Origin of the sequence: Thiohalobacter thiocyanaticus, assembly GCF_002356355.1 — a bacterium.
In the GTDB taxonomy this organism is placed as follows: Bacteria; Pseudomonadota; Gammaproteobacteria; order Thiohalobacterales; family Thiohalobacteraceae; genus Thiohalobacter; species Thiohalobacter thiocyanaticus_A.
On sequence record NZ_AP018052.1, the window covers coordinates 2602203 to 2617633 of the forward strand.

13 protein-coding genes are annotated in these 15431 nt (G+C 65.5%); 3 read left to right on the plus strand and 10 right to left on the minus strand.

Annotated elements, in window-relative coordinates; all coding sequences use genetic code 11:
* Positions 1–25 precede the first annotated feature (25 nt).
* From CFK21_RS11995 to CFK21_RS12010, 4 genes are all read right to left on the minus strand, one after another.
* Positions 26–1480, minus strand: a complete 1455-nt coding sequence (locus tag CFK21_RS11995; protein ID WP_157745651.1) for a GGDEF domain-containing protein — start codon at positions 1478–1480, stop codon at positions 26–28.
* A gap of 577 nt (positions 1481–2057) precedes the next feature.
* The gene (locus CFK21_RS12000; RefSeq protein WP_096366879.1) at positions 2058–2978 is read right to left on the minus strand and encodes an HDOD domain-containing protein; all 921 of its coding nucleotides are present in this window, start codon (positions 2976–2978) and stop codon (positions 2058–2060) included.
* Positions 2979–3213: 235 nt separating this feature from the next.
* Complete coding sequence (locus CFK21_RS12005) at positions 3214–4440, minus strand: vWA domain-containing protein (RefSeq protein WP_096366880.1); 1227 nt, start codon at positions 4438–4440, stop codon at positions 3214–3216.
* 10 nt (positions 4441–4450) lie between these two features.
* Positions 4451–5497, minus strand: a complete 1047-nt coding sequence (locus CFK21_RS12010; protein WP_096366881.1) for an AAA family ATPase — start codon at positions 5495–5497, stop codon at positions 4451–4453.
* Between the two features lie 256 nt (positions 5498–5753).
* Between CFK21_RS12010 and CFK21_RS12015 the strand changes: the two genes are divergently transcribed.
* Positions 5754–6590 carry a response regulator gene (locus CFK21_RS12015; RefSeq protein ID WP_157745653.1) on the plus strand — a complete coding sequence of 279 codons (837 nt, stop codon included), beginning with the start codon at positions 5754–5756 and terminating at the stop codon, positions 6588–6590.
* Between the two features lie 111 nt (positions 6591–6701).
* On the opposite strand, the gene CFK21_RS12020 is transcribed toward CFK21_RS12015, so the two are convergent.
* Positions 6702–7136: an NUDIX domain-containing protein gene (locus CFK21_RS12020; RefSeq protein WP_096366883.1), complete on the minus strand. Its 435-nt coding sequence runs from the start codon at positions 7134–7136 to the stop codon at positions 6702–6704.
* Positions 7137–7412: 276 nt separating this feature from the next.
* Between CFK21_RS12020 and CFK21_RS12025 the strand changes: the two genes are divergently transcribed.
* Together CFK21_RS12025 and CFK21_RS12030 are read left to right on the plus strand one after the other, a co-directional pair.
* Positions 7413–8891, plus strand: a complete 1479-nt coding sequence (locus CFK21_RS12025) for a SulP family inorganic anion transporter (RefSeq protein ID WP_096366884.1) — start codon at positions 7413–7415, stop codon at positions 8889–8891.
* 16 nt (positions 8892–8907) lie between these two features.
* Positions 8908–9750 (plus strand): universal stress protein, encoded by an 843-nt coding sequence (locus CFK21_RS12030; protein WP_096366885.1) that lies wholly within the window; start codon positions 8908–8910, stop codon positions 9748–9750.
* A 369-nt stretch (positions 9751–10119) separates the two neighbouring features.
* Here the strand turns inward: CFK21_RS12030 and CFK21_RS12035 are convergent, their stop codons facing one another.
* The 5 genes from CFK21_RS12035 to CFK21_RS12055 all read right to left on the minus strand — a co-directional run bounded on the left by CFK21_RS12035 (position 10120) and on the right by CFK21_RS12055 (position 15338).
* A complete protein-coding gene (locus CFK21_RS12035; protein ID WP_096366886.1) occupies positions 10120–10503 on the minus strand; it encodes an RNA-binding S4 domain-containing protein in 384 nt (127 codons plus the stop codon).
* 7 nt (positions 10504–10510) lie between these two features.
* Positions 10511–11140 carry a DsbA family oxidoreductase gene (locus tag CFK21_RS12040; RefSeq protein ID WP_096366887.1) on the minus strand — a complete coding sequence of 210 codons (630 nt, stop codon included), beginning with the start codon at positions 11138–11140 and terminating at the stop codon, positions 10511–10513.
* A 3-nt stretch (positions 11141–11143) separates the two neighbouring features.
* Complete coding sequence (gene htpG, locus CFK21_RS12045) at positions 11144–13024, minus strand: molecular chaperone HtpG (RefSeq protein WP_096366888.1); 1881 nt, start codon at positions 13022–13024, stop codon at positions 11144–11146.
* A 69-nt stretch (positions 13025–13093) separates the two neighbouring features.
* Entirely contained in the window at positions 13094–13594 is a 501-nt protein-coding gene (locus tag CFK21_RS12050) for a methylated-DNA--[protein]-cysteine S-methyltransferase (protein ID WP_231971509.1), read from the minus strand.
* A complete protein-coding gene (locus tag CFK21_RS12055) occupies positions 13572–15338 on the minus strand; it encodes a hypothetical protein (RefSeq protein ID WP_096366890.1) in 1767 nt (588 codons plus the stop codon). Before CFK21_RS12055 ends, CFK21_RS12050 begins: the two co-directional genes overlap by 23 nt.
* Positions 15339–15431 lie beyond the last annotated feature (93 nt).

Sequence of the window (15431 nt, forward strand, 5' to 3'; positions counted from 1 at the left end):
AAATCAGGGAAAAACCGCGGGATTTTCAGTCGCTCGGGTCGCCGTTGTGGCCGCCGGCGCTCTTGCGGCCCTGGCTCTGGTAGGTCATATCCAGCTCGATGCGGTTGCGGCCCAGGCTCTTGGCGCGATAGAGCGCCTTGTCCACCCGCTCGATGAAACCGCTGGAGGTCTCGCCGGGCTTGTACAGCGCCAGGCCGGCGGAGAAGGTCGGCACCGGATGCACCTCGCCATTGGCCTGCCAGCGGGTTTCCTTGCAGCGTTCGGCCACCTTGTGCAGGGCCCGGCTGGCACCGTCGATGTCGGTGTTGGGCAGCAGCACGGCGAATTCCTCGCCGCCATAGCGCGCCACCAGGTCGTGATGGCGGAAGATGGACAGGATGTTCTTGGAATAGACCCGCAGTACCTCGTCGCCGGCGGCATGACCGTGCTCGTCATTGACCTCCTTGAAGTGGTCCAGATCGATCAGGGCCAGGGTCAGGGGGAAGCCGTAGCGCTGGACGCGGGCGACCTCGTCTTCCAGCCGGCGCAGGAAGGCGCGGCGGTTGGACAGGCCGGTCAACTCGTCGGTCAGGCTCAGCATGCGCACGCGGGAGAGTTCGTCGCTGAGCTGGCGGCTGTCGGATTCAAGCACCCGCAGGTACTGGTGGGTATGGTCCAGCTTCTCGGCCAGTTCCCGATTGCCGGCGATCAGTTTTTCCACCTCGCGCAGCAGGGTCCAGCGCAGATCCTCCAGCTGCTGGATACCTTCCGACTGTTTGAGCTCGCCCGCCACCACCTCCAGCAGTACGCCGAATTCCTGGTTCTGATTGATGGACTCGAGCACATGCTGGGCCAGCCCGGCCTGCAGTTCATCGAAGCCGCGCCGGCGCAGGCTGTCACGCTGCTCTTCGGTCAGGTCGGGCTCCGGGAGTTCGGCGTTGTCCGCCGCCGGGGTCTCGCGCCGCAGCACGGCCCGGGGACTGGCGTCTTCGTGGCCGGGCGCCTCGGGCTCTGCCGGCGGGGGCGGCGGCGGCGCTTCCGCCTGCGCCCGCCCGGCTGTGGCCTGCCCCGCCCCGGCCGCCGCGGACGGGGCCTCGATACCGAAGGCCTCCAGCAGTGGGCGCACCGCCTGGCCCAGCACGGCGGGATCGATATCAGCGGGATGCGGCGCCTGCTCGGGCAGCCGTTCAATGCTCAGGCGCAGTGCCTGCAGTTCGGCATGTGACAGGGGTGGCTGGAGCTGGTTCTGCAGCAGGCGCAGCTGGACCTGCAGCGGGTGACCGGCGGGCAGCATCCGGATCCAGGCGTCGAGCAGGCCGGCAGCAATGGCGGCATAGGCCGTCTGCACGTCGCAGTTCTCGCCCTGCAGGTCGCGCAGCATGGACTCGACCTGGTTGTAGATCAGCGCCCCCGCCTCGCTCTGGCGCAGGGCCGCGATCAGACGCAGGATCTTGGTGCCCGCCCCGGTCACTGTGGTTGGTTTTTCCTCTGCACCGGCCATGATCACGGTCCCCGTTCATCACGTCCATGTGCATTTGCTGGGCGCATGCCGCCCGAAAAGAACAAGCGAGGGTATCCGGAGATGAGGTTTGGTATGCCGCGGTATAGACTGCGTGATCTACTGATTCTATATACCGTTTATTATTCGGCTTCCAGTCTCTGCACTGGTCCTGCATCACCCGCCTGTAATCTGACGATCTGCAGGAATAGCCCCTTTTCCCGAAGACCGCAGTTGTGGGTAAGTTACCCTGATCACCATCAAACGACAACGCGCGCTCAGAGCGTCTGGAAAACTTTACATTACGCCTGTTAAGTTTTTGCTATGACCGGGGCGGGCACAGTGTGGGAGAGTTTCTGACAAAAACTAAATTATTTTTATTTATATCAGAATGTTAAGTTTTAAAAATCCGTGGAAGTCAATACGAATATTCTAATGATATGATTTTTATGTAAGAAATAACTTACAGATTGCCATAAATTATTTTGATCACCTGGATTGAATTTTCCTTGTTTCCACGGGCAATCCGTGCCGTATTTTTGGCACATCTGCGGCGCCCGGCAACTGTCCAGACGCCTGTTCAGGTCCCGGCAAGCGTGCCGGCCATACCGTCCAGTTCGCCGCCCTGCTCGATCAAGGACGCGGTCAACGCCTCCAGGACATCGGGTTCCACACCGATTCGTGTCAGGCTGGCAGTCGGCAGTTCCCCGTCAGGGGCGTCACCTATGTCATGACGTTTGAGCAGATGGTCGGTCAGCAGCACCAGATGCGAATACACGGCATGCTCACCGGCGTAGTCCGGATTGTGGTGTTCGCACACCGTGATCTGGATCTCGGCCGGCAGTTCCCAGGAGCGCATCAGCCAGCCGCCGAGACGGGCATGGCCCAGTTCGAAGGCATCCCGTGCCTGCCCCATGCCCAGCATGCACCGTTCCAGTGCGGTGACCGAGGCATCCGGCTGGGCCGCGGCGAGCTTGTTGAGCAGTTTGAACTCGGGTGGGAACAGATGGCCCAGCAGCAGAAATCCGAAGTTGTGCAGCAGCCCGGCCAGGTAGGCCATGCCGGGTTCGGGACGCAGTTCACGCGGCATCCGCCGCACGATGGCCTGGGCCAGCGCCGCGCTGTAGACCGCGTGGCGCCAGAAAGCGTGCAGGCCCAGCGGGCCGTCGACCGGATTGCGGAAGGAGCGGCCGGTGGCCAGCCCCAGGGCCATGTTCATGACCAGATCGAAGCCCAGGACCCGGGTGATGGCATCCTGGATGGAGTTGATACGGCCGCGGTAGCCATGCAGCGGCGAGGTGGCATAGCGCACCACCTGGGCGGCCAGGCTGGGGTCGAGTTCCACGATCGCCGCCAGGTCACTGATGTCGGCGTCGGGGTTGTGGCGCAGCTCGAGCACCCGACGCGCCATTTCCGGCATGGGCGGCAGTTCGTAGACGCATTCGATGCGACGGCAGATGTCGCCGTGGCGCGCAGTATTGGTCGCGGTCTCTGACAGCATGGCGATTCTCGATTCAGGCAACCCTGAGGCAACTCGGAAAATGGATGGCACCACCGGACCGAAGCAATATGCGTTCCAGTCGCGCTCGGGTTCCCTGTGCCTGTCTCGACTAGCGTCATGCTGGCAGAGCGCCTTGAAGCCCAAAGCGGAACTGGATCACATTCGGGGAGACACGTCATGCCGGGCATGACGTTTTTTTGACTGGATTGGCAAATTCCAGCGGAACCTGCCGCTGTCAGTTGAGCTGAACCCGCTGGCCCCAGGGCACCCCGGCCTTGCCCTTGACCAGCCACAACACCGGGTAGACCGGCTCCTGCCGGGGGAATTCACCCTCGGCATCGGTGAAGTAGATCAGCAGATCGGGGGCGCGGTCGCGCCGGGCGGCGTAGTCGAACACTGGGGTGAAGCGGGTGCCGCCACCGCCCTTGAACTCCCGCGGCAGCTTGAACTCCTCCCAGGGCTCGTATACCCAGGGGCCGTCTCCGGCCAGTTCGGAATCGCACACCAGCAGGGTGACCCGCGCCCGCACCTGGCCCTTGATGGCATCGATCTCGGAGACGAACTCGGCCATCTCCTCGGGATTGATGGAGCCGCTGGTATCGAGGGCCACCACCACGTCGATCTGCGAGGTGCGCAGGCTGGGCAGGATGGCCGCCCCCTCCCGGCGCGAGGGGCGGGAATAGTTGTAATCGTCGCGCGCCACCGAGGACATGTATTTGGCCAGCAGCATGCGCCAGGGCAGCTTGGGGGCGAGCAGGTGATCGACCAGCCGCGCCATGCCGGGGCTGAGCTTGCCGGCCTGCAGGGCCTGCTGGGCCGCGCCGGCGAGACGCTGCTGCCACTGGACCTGCAGCGATTCCTTCTCGGCCTCGGTCAGCGGTTTGGGCTGGGGCGCACCGCCGGCGGACGGATCCAGCTCGCCCTCGGAGGCCTCGCCGTCCCCGCCCTGATCGTCGTTTTTCGGCCGGCCGGCGCCGCCGCCGTCGTTGCTGCGGCCGTCGTCGGCATCATCGCTGTCGTAGAGGTGATCGTCGAGCGTTTCGGGCTCGTCATCCATGTCGTCCAGCGCCGGGTAGATCTCCTCGGCGGTCATGCCGTCGAACTCGTCCATCACCAGGGCGTTGGGCGGCGGCTTGAGCCCGTCCTTGATCAGCAGCGGATTGACCGCCAGGTCGCAGGCCAGGTCCCAGCGGTGCTTGACCCGGTGCTGGCGGCGGGCGAAGTGCGACAGGGCGCAGTGCAGCGCCTCGTGGGCCAGGATGAACTGGGCCTGCTCCAGGCTGAGGCTGTCGATGTACTGGGCGTTGTAGTAGAACTTGCGGGCGTCGGTGGCGGTGGTTCTGCACCATTTCGGGTCTGCCGCGACCATGGGCAGGCGCAGTACCAGCGCCCCCAGGAAGGGCTTGTCCAGGATCAGCCGCGTGCGCGCGGCACTCAGCTTGGTCTCGACATCCGCTGCCATGAACCGTTCCTCAGACGTCGTAGAGCATCACGTCGGCCACCGCCTTGGCCCAGCTGGAGAACTGCGGCACGTTGAACAGTTCCTGGCCGACGGCGCGGTGCATGTCCGAGACCAGCATCACGCCCATCTCGCGGTCGGGGAACTGACCGGCGTAGTCGATGATGCGGCCATAGACCTCCTGGGCCTCCCCGGTCTCACGATAGCGGATGGCCCGGCCGACCAGGGCACTGGCCACGGCGTACTGGAGATCGGTCTCCTTCGGCACCGGCACGGTCTCGCCGCGCACGATGGCGTCGACGTCCGGCAGCTTGTCCAGGTTGTCGACGAAGGCGCCCAGTTCGATGCCGGCTGAGGGGCCGACGCAGGCCTGCAGCGTCTCGACCAGCAGCCGCGGCTGGCCGGCGAACTTGTGCAGGGCGCGGTGGGCGAACTCCCAGGAGCGCGGCGACGGGAAGGCCACCGGGTTGTGGGCGGGATCGAAATCGAACAGCAACTCGGGCCGGAAGCGCAGGAAGGCAATCAGGCGCTCGTCGATGCCATGGGCATAGGCCCAGGCGACCCAGTCGTCCAGGTTCACGTCCAGTTCGAAGTGCGAGAAGCGGTTGGCCAGCGGTGCCGGCATGGTGTAGGTCACGCCGCGGTCGCCCTGGCGGTTGCCGGCGGCGAAGATGGCCCAGCCATCCGGCACCCGGTACTCGCCCAGGCGCCGGTCCAGGATCAGCTGATAGGCGGCGGCCGAGACGCTGGGCGGGGCCGAGGTGATCTCGTCCAGGAACAGGATGCCGGCCGTGCCATGGCGTTCGGCATTGGGCAGGATGGCCGGTATCGACCATTCGACGAAATCCCCCACCCGGAACGGAATGCCGCGCAGATCGCTCGGTTCCATCTGCGAGAGCCGGATATCGATCACCGGCACGCCGTGCTTTTCCGCGATCTGGGTGATCATCTGCGACTTGCCCACGCCCGGCGGTCCCCAGACCATGACCGGGGTGTGATGGCCTTCTTCGGCACTGACAAACTCGCGTTCCAGGACCGTCATCAACTGTGAGGGCCGCATGCATCCTCCATCGGATCAGCCGCCGACAGCCCGGCTGTCGGCGGTTCAGTCTCAAAACCACAATCTTACGCACATCAGCACCGAAATGCATGGTCAAGGCCCTGAAAAATTCAGGGTTTTGAGTTCGTGCCGGATGCAGGCGCACGCTCGTCGGCGCATCCCGGGCTCCGCTAAATAAACGCGCTCGCGGGTCGATATGCACTTAACAGCGCAGACGCCGGGCACAGGGGGGCCGGCGGAAACAACGAGGTCAGGGATGGGTGACAACAGAACACCGGACAAGAACGACAAGAGGTCTGATATGGGGCACAGCCCGAGAATCCTGGTCTGCGAACATGACGAAGCACTCCGCATCCAGCTGGCACGCAAACTCGAAAGCGCCGGTTTCTGGGTCGATACCGCCGGCAACGCCCGCCAGGCGCTGCGGCAACTGGAATGCCACAGCTTTGATGCCATGACCCTGAGCCTGCTGCTGGCGGACCAGGACAGCATCACCTTCCTGCACGATCTGAGTGTACTGGGCGTGGAATTGCCGATTCTGGTCACGTCCATGCGCACCGAGCGCGCATCCACCCTGCCGACCCGGCTGGCTGCGCAGCTCGATGTCGACCTGGAACTCGATGACGACGGCACCGAGCCCGAATGGGTGCGCAAGGCCGCCGACCAGGCGCGGGTGATCTTCGCCATCAAGACCGCCTGCCAGCGCTCGCGCAGCTATCAGCCCCGCATCCTGCATATCGAACCGGATGCCTTCAACGCCGGGCTGGTGAACGCGGCGCTGAACAGGAACTGCACCATCGAGCATGTCAGCGGCGTGGAGCGGCTGCCCGATGCCCTGTGCGCCGGGCCCTTCGATGTGATCCTGCTCAATCCCTCCATGGACGAGGAGCAGAGCCACTCGGCCCTGCAGCAGGTCTCCTGGGCCTTTCCCGGGGTGCCGATCGTGCTGCAGTCACAGTACGCCTTCACCCCGAACGGCAGCGACATTCATCCCATCGACAACGATACCGGCAGCATCGGCCTGGGGCTGATCGAGGCCCTGCGCCAGCGGGTGCTGTACAACATGGATGTCCCGGAAGTCGCCCACGCGTGAAGGGCTCCGCACGGCCGCCCACGCAGTCTGCTGGTTGGACCCGAGCGTCGTCATCCCCGCGCAGGCGGGAATGACGCCTTGCAACTCTGGCCAGGCATCACAGGCCTGTTACTACCGCCGCAACGGCGCCGGCTCGCCGGTCTCCCGCCAACGCAGATAATCCCGCAGGATCAGTTCGTGGTCGAAGGCCAGCGCCGGCGGCTCGCGGGGATCAAACAGTTCCAGATGCGTCGCATCGTCCGCCGCCTGCGGCTTGCCGCCCGCCTCGCCGACATAGACCGCGCTCACCGTATGCCCGCGCGGATCACGGTCCGGCGCGGAATAGCAGCCTAACAGGAATTTGAGCCGCACCGAGAGCGAGGTCTCCTCGCGTGCCTCACGCACCGCGGCCACCTCCAGCCGCTCGCCCTGATCGACGAAACCGCCCGGCAGCGCCCAGCCGTAAGGCGGATTGGCCCGTTCGATCAGGACCACCGGCCGGCCCGGGCGGTCGGTCAGTTCGATGATCACGTCAACGGTCAGCAGCGGTGTGTCGGGACGGGCCATGATTGCGGATCCGGGATTGAAGCTACATTTAAGTTTATGCTAATATTCTCAACGATATAGTTGGTCGAGAATCACCCGTACGCAAGGGTACCCCTGTCGTCCTGGACGCTTCCAGTCGACTTACCCCCCTTCTGAATCCGTTCCGGTTGTCTCGCCAGTGAGCCTGGCGCCTCCCGGGTGCGCACGCGCCCGGGCCGGGCCCGTATTGAATCTCTTCCGCGGCGACATGCGGATCACGGCACGCAGCGCTCGCGCGCGTTTTAACTGGACAACAAGATGACGCCCTATCTCAAGCACAACTGGTTCGGCAATCTGCGCGGCGACATCCTCGCCGGCACCGTGGTGGCCCTGGCGCTGATCCCGGAGGCGATCGCCTTTTCCATCATCGCCGGGGTGGATCCGAAGGTGGGCCTGTACGCCTCCTTCTGCATCGCGGTGGTGATCGCCTTCACCGGCGGCCGGCCGGGCATGATCTCGGCGGCCACCGGCGCCATGGCCCTGCTGATGGTGACCCTGGTGAAGGAACACGGGCTGGAATACCTGCTGGCCGCGACCCTGCTCACCGGGGTGCTGCAGATCCTGGCCGGCTATCTGAAGCTCGGTTCGCTGATGCGCTTCGTGTCGCATTCGGTGGTCACCGGCTTTGTGAATGCGCTGGCCATCCTGATCTTCATGGCCCAGCTGCCCGAACTCACCAATGTGACCTGGCATGTCTATGCCATGACCGCCGCCGGTCTGGGCATCATCTACCTGTTCCCCTACCTCACCCGGGCCGTGCCCTCGCCGCTGGTGACCATCGTCGTGCTGACCGCGGTGGCCATCGCCCTGGATCTGGACATCCGCACCGTGGGCGACATGGGCCAGCTGCCCGACACCCTGCCGGTGTTCCTGTGGCCGGAGGTCCCGCTCAACCTCGAAACCCTGAGCATCATCTTCCCCTACTCGGTCTCACTGGCCATGGTGGGGCTGCTGGAATCGCTGATGACCGCCACCATCATCGATGACCTCACCGACAGCGACAGCGACAAGAACCGCGAATGCAAGGGCCAGGGCATTGCCAACATCGGCGCCGGCCTGATGGGCGGCATGGCCGGCTGCGCCATGATCGGCCAGTCGGTGATCAATGTGAAATCGGGCGGCCGCACCCGCCTGTCCACCCTCACCGCCGGGGTGTTCCTGCTGCTGCTGATCGTATTCCTGGACGACTGGGTCGCGCAGATCCCGATGGCCGCCCTGGTCGCGGTGATGATTATGGTCTCCATCGGCACCTTCAGTTGGGAGTCGCTGCGCAACCTCAAGACCCACCCGATGAGCACCAATATCGTCATGCTCACCACCGTGGTGGTGGTGGTCGCCACGCACAACCTGGCCTGGGGCGTGTTCGTCGGCGTACTGCTGGCGGCCATGTTCTTCGCCAACAAGGTCGGCCAGTACAAGTATGTCGAATCCGAGCTCAGCGCGGACGCATCGACCCGCACCTACCGGGTGGTCGGCCAGGTGTTCTTTGCCTCGGCGGACAAATTCGTGGAATTCTTCGACTTCCGGGAGGCCGTGGACAAGGTCGTGATCGACCTGTGCCAGGCGCATTTCTGGGACATCACCGCCGTCGCCGCCCTGGACAAGGTGGTACTCAAGTTCCGCCGCGAGGGCACCGAGGTGGAGATCATCGGCCTCAACGAGGCCAGCACCACCATCGTCGACCGCTTCGCCGTGCATGACAAGCCCGACGCGGTGCAGAACCTGATGGGCCACTGAGAGGGAGACCCGCACCATGAGCCATGTCATCACCTGCATCGACGGCAGCGACGTCTCCACCGCGGCCTGCGACTACGGCGCCTGGGCCAGCCTGCGCCTGGACGCCCCGCTGGAATTCCTGCATGTGCTCGAAAAGACCGAGTACCCGGAGCAGAGCAACCTCAGCGGCAACATCGGCCTGGGCAGCCGCGAGGCGCTGCTGGAGGAACTGGCCGCGCTGGACGAGAAGCGCGGCCGCCTGGCCCTGGAACAGGGCAAGCTGATGCTGGAGGCGGCCAGGGAACGCGCCATTGCCGACGGGGTCGCGGCTCCGACCAGCCGCCAGCGCCACGGCAGCCTGGTCGAGACCCTGGCGGAGATGGAGGACGACATCCGCCTGCTGGTCATGGGCAAGCATGACGAGAACCTGGGCGAGCATGTCGGCAGCCGGCTGGAGAGCGTGGTGCGCATGCTGCACCGGCCGATCCTGATCACCACTCCCGAGTTCACCCCGCCGCAGCGGGTAATGCTCGCCTTCGACGGCAGCGACACCACCCGCAAGGGGGTGGAGATGGTCGCCGGCAGTCCCCTGTTCCGCGGCCTGCCCTGCCACCTGGTCATGATCGGCAGCGATAATGCGGCCAATCACGAGCAGCTGGACTGGGCCCGCCGCACCCTGGAGGCCGCCGGCTTCGAGGCGCCGGTTGCGCTGCACAGCGGCGAGGTCGAGCGGGTGTTGTGCGATTACCGTTCGGCGAACAATATCGACCTGCTGGTGATGGGCGCCTACGGCCACTCGGTGATCCGCCGCTTCCTGGTCGGCAGCACCACCACCAATGTGATGCGCAACGCCTCGGTGCCGGTGCTGCTGCTGCGCTGATGGTGACGAAAGGATTTCACCACAAAGGACACCAGGAGCACGCAGCAGATATATATGTAGGTTGGGTTAGGCGCGTAGCGCCGTAACCCAACAATCGCCGCCCGGTTTGTTGGGTTACGCCCTTACGGGCTAACCCAACCTACGATACTCCTAATATCCATATTGTTCGTCATTGCGAGGCGCGTAGCGCCGCGGCAACCTCATTACCAGACAGGAAAGCCGAAACAGATTGCCGCGCTGCGCTCGCAATGACGAAGGATAGTCGCTGCCCAGTGTTGGGTTACGGCGCTATGCGCCTAACCCAACCTGCATCTTGAGACAGGATTTTTCGCTTTGCGCTCTTGGCGCGCTTTGGTATGAAATCATGTTTCACTTCCCCGTCAGCCGCCGCCATTCACGCCGCGCCTTCTTGTCCGGGCGGCCGTGCGGCTGGGGTGCGGCGTTGTGCAACAGGCGGCGTTCGTCGCGCCGGGCCTCGCGCGCGGCGATGCTGTCCGCATCCTCGACATAGAGCCTTTCCGCCTCGCTGGCCGAACCGCGGCGTTCGGACAGGCCGGTCACCTCGACGCTGAATTCCAGCTCGCCCTTGCGGATGCGCAGGCGGTCGCCGATGCACAAGGCACGCGAAGGTTTGATCCGGCTGTCGTTGAGATGCACCTTGCCGCCGCTGACCGCCTCGGTGGCGAGGTTACGGGTCTTGAAGAAGCGCGCCGCCCACAGCCACTTGTCGATGCGGACCCTGTCTGCGCTCATGCGGCTCTCATGAGGGTTCATCCGCGGCCAGCTGTGCCGCCTGCCACAGTTCGTCGAACGGCACGGCACCGTCCAGGCGATGGGTACCGACGAAGAAGGTCGGGGTGGCGCGCACCTCGAGCTGGGCTGCGGCCAGACGGTAGCGTTTCAGGTTGTCCTCGAAGCGGGGATCGGACCAGGCCTGATCGCCCAGCGACTGTTCCAGCCCCTGCTCCTCGATAATGGCGCGCAGCACCGCCTCGTCGCCGAGGTTGCGGCCGTCGCGCAGGAAGGCCTCGAACAGGGCCCGGTGCAGGGGATAGAAGCTGGCCGCGCCCAGTTCCTTGGCCGCCTCGGCCAGCAGCAGCGCCTGATGCGAGTTGGCTGTGAAGCTGTGCTCGGCGAACTCCAGCCCCTCCTCGGCCGCCAGCACATCCAGGGCGGCCATCAGCTGCTCCCAGGTCTCGGGATCGTAGCCGAGCTCGCTCACCGGACGGCCCTCGGCCGGCGTCTCCGGATGGATCTCCAGCAGGCACCAGTTGATCTTCACCCGGAAGGATTCACGCAGCCGGTTCAGCCGCGCATCACCCACATAGCAGAACGGACAGATATAGTCCGAAAAGGCGGTGACCAGCAGTTCGCGCCTGGCATCAGTCACGGATCACTGCCCGGCAACCTTGAGCAACAGGCCGTTGAGCCGGCGCACGAAGGCTGCGGGGTCCTCGAGTTGGCCGCCTTCGGCCAGCATGGCCTGTTCGAACAGCACCCGGGTCCAGTCGCCGAACCGGGCCTCGTCCTGCTCGGCCTTCAGTTGGGCGACCAGGGCATGGTTCGGATTGATCTCCAGGATGGGCTGGGACACCGGCACATCATGCCCGGCCTGCTTCAGCACCCGCTGCAGATGCATGGCCATCTCGTTCTCCTCCAGCACCAGGCAGCTGGGGGAATCGGTCAGGCGGTGGCTGAGGCGGACCTCCTTGACCTCCTCGCCCAGCAGCGTCTGCATGCGCTCGAGGATGTCCTTGTACTCGCCCTCGGCCTGTTTGATCCCCTCCTGCTCCTGCTCATCCTCCAGCTGGTCCAGGTCCAGGTCGCCCTTGGCGATGGAGACCAGCGGTTTGCCGTCGTACTCGGCCAGATGCGAGACCAGCCACTCGTCGACACGGTCGGACAGCAGCAGCACCTCGATGCCCTTCTTGCGGAACACCTCCATGTGCGGGCTGTGACGGGCCGCGGTGTGGTTCTCGGCGGTGATGTAGTAGATCTTCTCCTGGCCTTCCTGCATGCGGCCGATGTAATCGTCCAGGGAGACCGTCTGCTCGGCGCCCTCGTTGTGGGTGGAGGCGAAGCGCAGCAGCCTGGCGATACGCTCGCGGTTGGCGAAGTCCTCGGCCGGGCCTTCCTTCATCACCATACCGAACTGCTGCCAGAACGCCTGGTACTGCTCCGGCTCGTTCTTCGCCAGATTTTCCAGTAACCCCAGCACCTTCTTCACCGAGGCGCCGCGGATGGTGTCGATCATGCGGTTGTGCTGCAGGATCTCGCGCGAGACGTTGAGCGGCAGATCGTCGGAGTCGACCACGCCGCGCACGAAACGCAGATACTGCGGCATCAGCTGCTCGGCGTCGTCCATGATGAACACCCGGCGCACATACAGCTTGATGCCGCGCCGGCGCTCGCGCTCGTACAGATCGAAGGGCGCGCGCTGGGGGATATACAGCAGCGAGGTGTAGCTCTGCCTGCCCTCGACATGATTGTGGGTCCAGGTCAGCGGGTCCTCGAAGTCGTGGGCGACATGCTTGTAGAACGCCTTGTACTCTTCGTCGCTGATCTCGGACTTCGGTCTTGCCCACAGGGCGGAGGCGCTGTTGACGGTCTCGTATTCGTCCTTGTCCTCGGCCTTCATCTCGATGGGCAGCGAGATATGATCCGAGTACTTGTGGATGATATTGCGCAGCCGGAAGGGCTCGAGGAACTCGTCCTCGTCCTCGCGCAGATGCAGGGTGACCTCGGTGCCGCGGCTCGGCCGGTCGATGTTCTCGATGGTGAACTCGCCCTCGCCCTGCGAGACCCAGCGCACGCCGTGCTCGGGTCCCAGGCCGGCGCGGCGGGTGGTCACGGTGACCTCATCGGCGACGATGAAGGCAGAATAGAAACCCACGCCGAACTGGCCGATCAGGTTGGCGTCCCTGGCCTTGTCGCCGGACAGGGCCTCGAGGAACTGGCGGGTGCCGGATCTGGCGATGGTGCCGATGTTCTCGATCACCTCCTCGCGGTTCATGCCGATGCCGTTATCGCTGACGGTGACGGTGCGCGCCTCCTTGTCATACTCGACCCGGATGCGCAGTCCGGTCTCGCCCTCGAACAGGGCGTCGTCGCCCAGGGCCTCGAAGCGCAGCTTGTCGCAGGCGTCCGAGGCATTGGAGATCAACTCTCGCAGGAAGATCTCCTTGTTCGAGTACAGCGAATGGATCATGAGGTTCAGGAGTTGGCGAACCTCGGTCTGAAATTCCAGGGTTTCCTTCTGTGCCGCGACCGTCATGGGCTGGTAGTCCTCCCGTCTGCTATCGATTCGGATCAGGTGCGCAGATATGGGCCGCGGGCCGGTTTTTCAAGCCCCGGGATATCCCTCGTGGGCGAGCAGCCACTGCTTCATGGCCAGCCGCGGGCCGGACGTGGCACCGGCATAACCGCCGATGCCGGTGCGGGCCACCACCCGGTGACAGGGCACCAGGACCGGGATGGGATTGCGGCGACAGGCCTGACCGACCGCGCGTGGAGCGCTGCCCAGGCGCGCGGCCAGTTCGGCGTAGGTCAGCACCGTGCCGGCCGGGATCGCGAGCAGGGCCTGTCGCAGCCGCTGCTGGAAGGCCGTAGTCAACGGGGCCAGTTCCGGCAGGTTCAGCGCGCTGGCGGGAGCGGCGAAATAGGCCTCCAGGGCGGCCAGGACAGGCGCTGCAGCGGACGCGACCGGTTGGCGTCGTGGCGGCTGCTCCAGGAGCTCGAGCCCGCGCAGCCGGTCATGGCCGTCGAGCCGGATGCCGAGCCAGCCGACGGGCGAGGCATGGACGGCCGCATACTCGATTGCATCAGGGAGGGGAGTTGCCTTCACCAGCGGAGGCCTCCAGCTGTTGCAGTTCATGGCGCAGCACCTCGCGCCGATTGGTGTCGCGGGTCGCCTTCAGCAGACCTTTCAGCAGACTGGCCGCATCCCCCTGCAGGCCGGCCGCGGCCAGCGCGCGGGCGGCATGATAGCGTGCCGTCTGGGCCCAGGGATCCATGGCATAGGGATCGGCCAGGATCGCCGAGCGCAGGAAATGCGCCGCGGCCCGTCGGTGCTGGTCCAATGCGGCATACGACTCGCCCAGCCAGAACAGCAGTTCGCGCTGCCCCTGCAAGGCCAGACGGGTCGGATCGATCCGCGCCAGCAGCGCGATGGCCTGCTCATGTTCCTTCAGGCGCTGCAGATCGAACACCACCTGCAGAAAGCGATCATGCGCGTCATTCTGCCAGTTCGCCTGATCGGCCAGCAGCTGCTCCAGCAGCGCCACCCCGGCGGCGATCCGCCCGTTCAATACCTGCACCCGGGCCCGCCGCAGCTGCCAGGCGAACTGCTGATCCTGCGCCGGCGCTGCCAGATCCTGCATCAGCGCCGAGGCGGTTTCCAGATCCTGACGGTCCAGCGCAAGGTCCACCAGAAGATAGCGCACCGGCGCCGGGATGTCCGCAATGTCCGGAAACCGGCTGCTGTCGAGATAGAGCGCATACAGCAGGTGCCCGCCGCCCGGCTCGGCCAGCACCAGCCGGGCCAGGTAATCATGCGCCAGCGAGCGGTGTTCGGCGGTCTGGCCCTGCAGGGCCAATACCGCGAACAGGGCCCGGGCCCGGCGCGGCTGCTGTTCCATCGACTCGGTGGCGGCGAAGTACCAGCGTTGGTCCTGGCCGATCAGCAGCTGTTCGGCATTGCCCAGCTGTTCCCCCCAGGCCAGGTAGGCGCCCCACAGGGCCTCGCCGCTGAGTTCGAACAGGGTCGGATCGATTGACGCACCCTGCCCCAGTCCGGCCTCCAGGGCCGCCACCTGCCCGGCCCGGGCCTCGCGCACGGCATCGGCACGGGCCCGCACCGCCCACAGACGGGCACGCTGCAGCGGCGCCATGTCGTCCTGCGCCTGGGCGAGCACACGGTCGACCTCCTCGGCAAGGGCGCCGGCACTGTCCGGTGTCGACTGCAGCCGGGCCAGCCAGCGGTAGGGCCGGACCTGCGCCTGCTCCACCCCCTCCAGCAGTTCCAGGGCCCGGCCGGGCTGACCGGCACGCAGCAGTACCTTAGCGCCCAGCAGATACCATTCCGGACTGGTATCGGCATAGTCCTGTTGATACCGCAGCATGGCGGCCCGGGCATCGCCGATCGCCCCCGCCTGCAGGTAGCCGCGGATCAGCAACCGTCGCCAGCGCTGACGCACCGACGGCGGCGCCGCGGCCTCCCACAGGCTGCGGCGCAGCCGCTGACGGGCGGCCTCGATCCGCCCCAGTTCCAGTTCGGCCTCGGCCCGGCGGGTGACGAAATCCCGGGCCAGGCTCTCGGGGATCTCCGCCGGGGCCTGGCGCACGCGCTCGGCAATGCCCGCCCAGTCCCGGCGCAGTTCCAGTATGTACAGGCGCTCCTGCTCCCAACGGATCCAGCCGGACGGGTCGGCCGAAAACGCCGGCTGGCGGGCATCCATCTCCTGCAGGGCCAGGCCGTGTGCCCCGGCGCGGGCCAGATCCATCACCGCCTGCAGTTCATCGGCTGCCAGCGGCGGGCTGGCGCAGAACAGCGTCAGCAGCAGGAACGGCTTCAGGTCGGGGATGGGCATCGGTTATGCGGATCAATGTGCAGGCTGGGTGGAGATGTTCAGTTCACATCGCAACCCATCCATCGCACGGCACGCCATGCAACGATGGGTTGC